This window comes from Nigerium sp. (assembly GCF_039811905.1).
Taxonomy (GTDB): Bacteria; Actinomycetota; Actinomycetes; order Propionibacteriales; family Propionibacteriaceae; genus Propioniciclava.
Map to the genome: position 1 here is coordinate 1 of NZ_JBDHZL010000149.1, position 5,181 is coordinate 5,181.

5 protein-coding genes are annotated in these 5,181 nt (G+C 72.3%); 2 read left to right on the forward strand and 3 right to left on the reverse strand.

Going from position 1 to position 5,181, the window contains the following annotated elements; all coding sequences use genetic code 11:
• Together WMJ97_RS14355 and ftsH are read right to left on the reverse strand one after the other, a co-directional pair.
• Positions 1 to 207, reverse strand: a 207-nt coding sequence (locus WMJ97_RS14355; protein WP_347349690.1) for a hypothetical protein, incomplete at its 3' end; no start/stop codon positions are given.
• A 131-nt stretch (positions 208 to 338) separates the two neighbouring features.
• Positions 339 to 2,309, reverse strand: a complete 1,971-nt coding sequence (gene ftsH / locus WMJ97_RS14360) for an ATP-dependent zinc metalloprotease FtsH (RefSeq protein WP_347349691.1) — start codon at positions 2,307 to 2,309, stop codon at positions 339 to 341.
• Between the two features lie 99 nt (positions 2,310 to 2,408).
• Here ftsH and WMJ97_RS14365 point away from each other — a divergent pair, with 99 nt between their 5' ends.
• Complete coding sequence (locus WMJ97_RS14365; protein WP_347349692.1) at positions 2,409 to 3,677, forward strand: M18 family aminopeptidase; 1,269 nt, start codon at positions 2,409 to 2,411, stop codon at positions 3,675 to 3,677.
• A gap of 73 nt (positions 3,678 to 3,750) precedes the next feature.
• On the opposite strand, the gene WMJ97_RS14370 is transcribed toward WMJ97_RS14365, so the two are convergent.
• Positions 3,751 to 4,134 (reverse strand): NifB/NifX family molybdenum-iron cluster-binding protein, encoded by a 384-nt coding sequence (locus WMJ97_RS14370; RefSeq protein ID WP_347349693.1) that lies wholly within the window; start codon positions 4,132 to 4,134, stop codon positions 3,751 to 3,753.
• A gap of 56 nt (positions 4,135 to 4,190) precedes the next feature.
• Between WMJ97_RS14370 and ychF the strand changes: the two genes are divergently transcribed.
• The coding region (gene ychF, locus WMJ97_RS14375; protein WP_347349694.1) for a redox-regulated ATPase YchF at positions 4,191 to 5,181 on the forward strand (991 nt) is incomplete at its 3' end.

Consider the following 5,181-nt stretch of genomic DNA (forward strand, 5'->3'; position numbering starts at 1 on the left):
GTCGGCCCGCGCGTCGGCCAGCTCGGCCCGGGCCGCCGCCGCGTCGGAGCGCGCCTGCGACTCGTCGGACCGCAGCCGCGCGAGCGTCGCCTCGTCGGACGCCTGCCCGGCGCGCTGGTTCGCCCGCGCGACCAGCCACGTCACGAGGACGCCGACGGCCGCCCCGGCGAGGGCTGCGAGAAGCAACGACATGGTCACCTGATCCATGTCCGCCATTCTTTCCGCCGCCACTGACAGTTTTCGTGAGCGACCCTCCCCGGCGCCCGATCCGGCCCCCGGACGCCCCCGGCCAGGGCCGGCGCCGCCCACGTCCGAGCGAACGGACGCCCGCGGCGTCCCTACTTCTCCAGAGGCGTGCGCTCCTCGGACGCCGGCCGCGGCAGCCCGGCGGCCGCGTAGGCCTGGGGCTCGTCGAGGGTCTCGTGCTCCAGGAGGGCCGTCACGATGCCGTCGAGGCGCTGCCGGTTCTCGGAGAGGATGCGCAGCGCGTCGGCCTGGCATTCGCGGATGATCCGGCGGGCCTCGTCGTCGACGGCGGCGAGGGTCGCCTCGGAGATGCCCAGGATGCGCGGGTCGCCGTCGTTGCTGAGCGCGGTGATGGCCCCGACCTTGTCGGACATCCCCCAGCGCCCCACCATGTTGCGCGCGAGGTTCGTCACCTGCTGCAGGTCGCTGTCGACGCCGGTCGTCGTCACGCCGTACTCGGTCTGCTCGGCGGCCCAGCCGCCCAGCGCCCCGATGATGCGGCCCCGCAGGTAGGGCTCGTCGTAGCCGTAGCGGTCGGCGTCCGGGGTGGAGAGCGTGACGCCCAGCGCCTGGCCGCGCGGGATGATCGACACCTTGCGCACCGGGTCGGCCCCCGGCTGCAGCATGCCGAGCAGCGCATGGCCGGCCTCGTGGTAGGCGGTACGCCGCAGCTCGGCCGGGTCGATCACGACATCGCGGGCGACGCCCAGCTGCACCTTCTCCAGCGCACGCATGAGGTCGGCCTGCGTCACGTGGGCCTCCCCCTGCTGGGCCGCGAGGATCGCCGCCTCGTTCACCAGGTTCGCCAGCGAGGCGCCGGTCATGCCCGGCGTGGCGTGGGCGACGGCGGTCAGGTCGACGTCGGGCGCCAGCGGTACGTCGCGCGTGTGGACGCGCAGGATCTGCGCGCGGCCGCCGGCGTCCGGTGCGTGCACCGTGATGATGCGGTCGAAGCGTCCCGGGCGGGTGAGCGCGGCGTCCAGCACGTCGGACCGGTTCGTCGCCGCCATCACGACGACGCCCTCCGACCCGTCGAAGCCGTCCATCTCGGTGAGCACCTGGTTGAGCGTCTGCTCGCGCTCGTCGTTGCCGCCCATGGAGCGCGCGCCGCCGCGCGACCGCCCGATGGTGTCGATCTCGTCGATGAAGATGATCGCCGGGGCGGCCTTGCGGGCCTCGGCGAACAGGTCGCGGACGCGCTGCGCGCCCACGCCCACGATCATCTCGATGAACTCCGACGCGCTCGCGGAGAAGAACGGGACGCCGGCCTCGCCGGCCGTCGCCCGCGCCAGCAGCGTCTTGCCCGTGCCCGGCTCGCCGGTCAGCAGGACGCCTCGCGGCGGCTTCGCGCCGAGGCGCCGATACTTCTCGGGGTTCTTCAGGAAGTCGACGACCTCGGCGACCTCGCGCTCCACCTCGTCGATGCCGGCGACGTCGTCGAACGTGACGCGCACCTGGCTCGGGTCGACGGCCTCGATCTTCTTCTTGCCCATGCCGAGCGCGCCGAGGCCGCCCCCGCCGCCGCTGCGCATCATCCGGCGGTAGAACCAGACGTAGACGCCGATCAGCAGCAGCATCGGCCCGAACGACAGCAGGAAGTTCGCAATCGGCCCGCGCTGCTCGATCACCGGCGTCGCCCGGACGACGGCGTCCCCCTGCGACAGGGCTGCCATCAGGTCGTCTTGCGCGAAGGTGGGCCGCTCGGTGGCGAACTGGGTATAGGTGCGCCCCTCGGGTTCGCCGGGAACCTGCCGCGCGTCCTTCAGCGTGCCCTGGATGGTGTTGCCCTTGGCGTAGATGTCCTTGACGTTGTGCGCCTGCACCTGCGCCTGGAACTCGGTGTAGGCGACGGTCGTCGGCGTGCTCGTCAGGTCCTGCATCGAGAACAGCAGGAACGAAGCCAAATACACGACCAGGGCCCACGCCAGCAGCCGCCACCACGGCGGCCGCGGCGGACGGCTGTCGCCGGGGGCGTCCGGCTTGGTCGGCAGTCCTTCGGTGCGCCACGGCTGGGCCGTGTTCTCGCGCTGGGGCTTCGGCTTGCTGCTTTCGTCCTGGGGCATGGCCGCCTCCTGAGTTCGTGCGCACGTTCGGACGCCGCGATCGCGCCGAGCCTACGTCGCACCAGGCCGCGACGGAATCGCCCTGCCAGACTGGCCGTCATGAATCCCGACGTGAACGCCCATCTCGCCGACCTTGCCTCGTTCGTCTCCGCCTCGCCGTCGTCGTACCACGCGGCGGCGGAGGCGTCGCGGCGGCTCGACGCCGCGGGCTTCGCCGAGCAGCGCGAAGAGGACCCGTGGAGCGATGCGCCGGGCGGCCACTACGTCGTCCGGGACGGCGCGCTGGTCGCGTGGTGGGTGCCCCATCGGCTGGGGGACGCCCCCGGCTTCCGCATCGTCGGCGCCCACACCGACTCCCCGGGCTTCAAGCTGAAGCCCGACCCGACGACCGGACGCGCCGGCTGGCAGCAGGCCGGCTGGGAGGTCTACGGCGGCCCGCTGCCGAACTCGTGGCTTGACCGCGAGATCGGCCTCGCCGGACGCCTGGTGACCCGAGACGGCGACGAGGTGCTGGTACGAACTGGCCCTTGGCTACGCATTCCGCAGGTGGCGCCGCACCTTGACCGGTCGGTGAACGAGAGCCTGCACCTCGACCGGCAGGAGCATCTGCTGCCCGTCCTCGGCGTCGGCCACCCGGACGCCGACCTCCTCGACCTGATCGCCGCCGAGGCCGGCCTCGGCCCGGGGGAGGTGGCCGGGCACGACCTGATCTCGTACGCCACCGAGGAGCCCGCGGTGTTCGGGGTCGCGGGGGAGTTCCTCGCCTGCGGACGCCTCGACAACCTCTCCAGCGTGCACGCCGGCCTGGCCGCGCTGCTGGCGGCAGACGAGTCCGAGGACGTCTCCGTGCTCGCCTGCTTCGACCACGAGGAGGTCGGGTCGGCGTCCCGCTCGGGGGCCGCGGGGCCGCTGCTGGAGGGCGTCCTGACGCGCATCGCGCTGTCCCTCGGGCTGGAGGGCGACGACTACTTCCGCGCGCTGGCGCGATCGAGCTGCGTCTCCGCGGACGCCGGCCACGCCGTGCACCCCAATTACGCCCGGCTGCACGACCCTGACCACTGGCCGCTGCCGAACCACGGGCCGCTGCTGAAGATCAACGCGAACCAGCGCTACACCTCCGACGCGGTGTCGGGGGCGCTGTGGCGGCGCGTGTGCGAGGCGGCGGGCGTCCCGACGCAGGACTTCGTGTCGAACAACGCCGTCCCGTGCGGGTCGACGATCGGGCCGATCACCGCGACGCGGCTCGGCATCGTGACCGTCGACGTGGGCGTCCCGCTGCTGAGCATGCATTCGGCGCGGGAGATGTGCGGCGTCCGGGATCCGGGTTGGCTGGCGGACGCCCTGGCCGCGTACTTCTCGGGCGCCTGAGCCGCCCGGACGCCCGCGCGGCGCTCACGCCCCAGCCGCCCGGACGCCCGGAGCTGCTCCAACGTCCGGGTCGTCAGGCCCTGTCGGCGAGGATCGCGGCGCCCGCGAGGGCCGCCGCGCGGGCGTCCCCGGAGGCGTCCACGATCGCGAGGACGCCGAGCTTGCCGAGCATGGCCGCCATCGGCGGCCCCATGTGCCCGGTGACGACCGCCTGGACGCCGTGGTCGCGCAGGAACCGCACCACCCGCGCGTGATGGGAGCCCTCGCCGGCCTGGTCGTGGGCGATGTCCCAGCGGACGTCCTCGACCTGCCAGGAGTCGATGCGCCCGTCGGTGACCGTGGCGACGGCGACGGCTCGCGCCCGGCCCCAGCCGGCGCCGACCTTCTCGCCTGCGAGGTTCACCGCGATCACCGCCGGCTGCGTGCTCGTGCCCGTGCTGTTGTGGTCCGTGCTCATCGGTGCATTCTGTCACGCGGGGCTGGCGCCCGGCGCGGACGTTAGAATGTCCCCCCGTGGCACTCACCATCGGAATCGTCGGTCTCCCCAACGCCGGCAAGTCGACCCTGTTCAACGCGCTGACCCGCAACGACGTGCTCGCCGCGAACTACCCGTTCGCGACGATCGAGCCGAACGTGGGCGTGGTCGGCGTCCCCGAGCCGCGGCTGGAGAAGCTGGCCGAGCTGTACCACTCGGAGCGGATCGTCCCGGCGACCGTCAGCTTCGTCGACATCGCGGGCATCGTGAAGGGCGCCTCCCAGGGGGAGGGCATGGGCAACGCGTTCCTCGCGAACATCCGCGAGGCCGACGCGATCTGCCAGGTGACCAGGGTCTTTGAGGACGCCGACGTCACCCACGTCGACGGCGGGGTGAACCCGAGCTCCGACATCGAGACCATCACGACGGAGCTGGTGCTCGCCGACCTCCAGACGCTCGAGAAGGCGCTTCCGCGGCTGGAGAAGGAGGCGAAGATCAAGAAGGAGTCGCGCCCGAAGTTCGAGGCGTGGCAGGAGGCGTACCGCGTCCTGGGCGACGGCAAGGGTGTCTACGCGGCTGGGCTCGACCTGGAGCCGCTGCGCGATCTGTTCCTGCTGACGGCGAAGCCGTTCATCTACGTGTTCAATTGCGACCAGGACGAACTGGCCGATGAGGACCTGCACGCGCAGATGCGCGCGCTCGTCTCGCCCGCCGAGGCGATCTTCCTGGATGCGAAGTTCGAGGCGGAGCTCGTCGAGATGGACGCCGACGAGGCAAGCGAGTTTCTCGCGGACGCCGGCGTCGACGAGCCGGGCCTCGACAAGCTCGCGCGGGTCGGCTACGACACGCTGGGGCTGCAGAGCTTCCTGACGGCGGGGCCCAAGGAGTCCCGCGCCTGGACGATCAAGAAGGGCGCCACCGCGCCCGAGGCGGCCGGTGCGATTCACACCGACTTCCAGAAGGGCTTCATCAAGGCCCAGATCGTGAGCTACGACGACCTCGTCGAGCTGGGCTCCGAGGCGGCCGCCA

Excerpts from the sequence above, each read along its gene's own strand:
- ftsH (WP_347349691.1), bottom strand. The coding sequence starts at position 2,309 with ATGCCCCAGGACGAAAGCAGCAAGCCGAAGCCCCAGCGCGAGAACACG.
- WMJ97_RS14365 (WP_347349692.1), top strand. The coding sequence starts at position 2,409 with ATGAATCCCGACGTGAACGCCCATCTCGCCGACCTTGCCTCGTTCGTC.
- WMJ97_RS14370 (WP_347349693.1), bottom strand. The coding sequence starts at position 4,134 with ATGAGCACGGACCACAACAGCACGGGCACGAGCACGCAGCCGGCGGTG.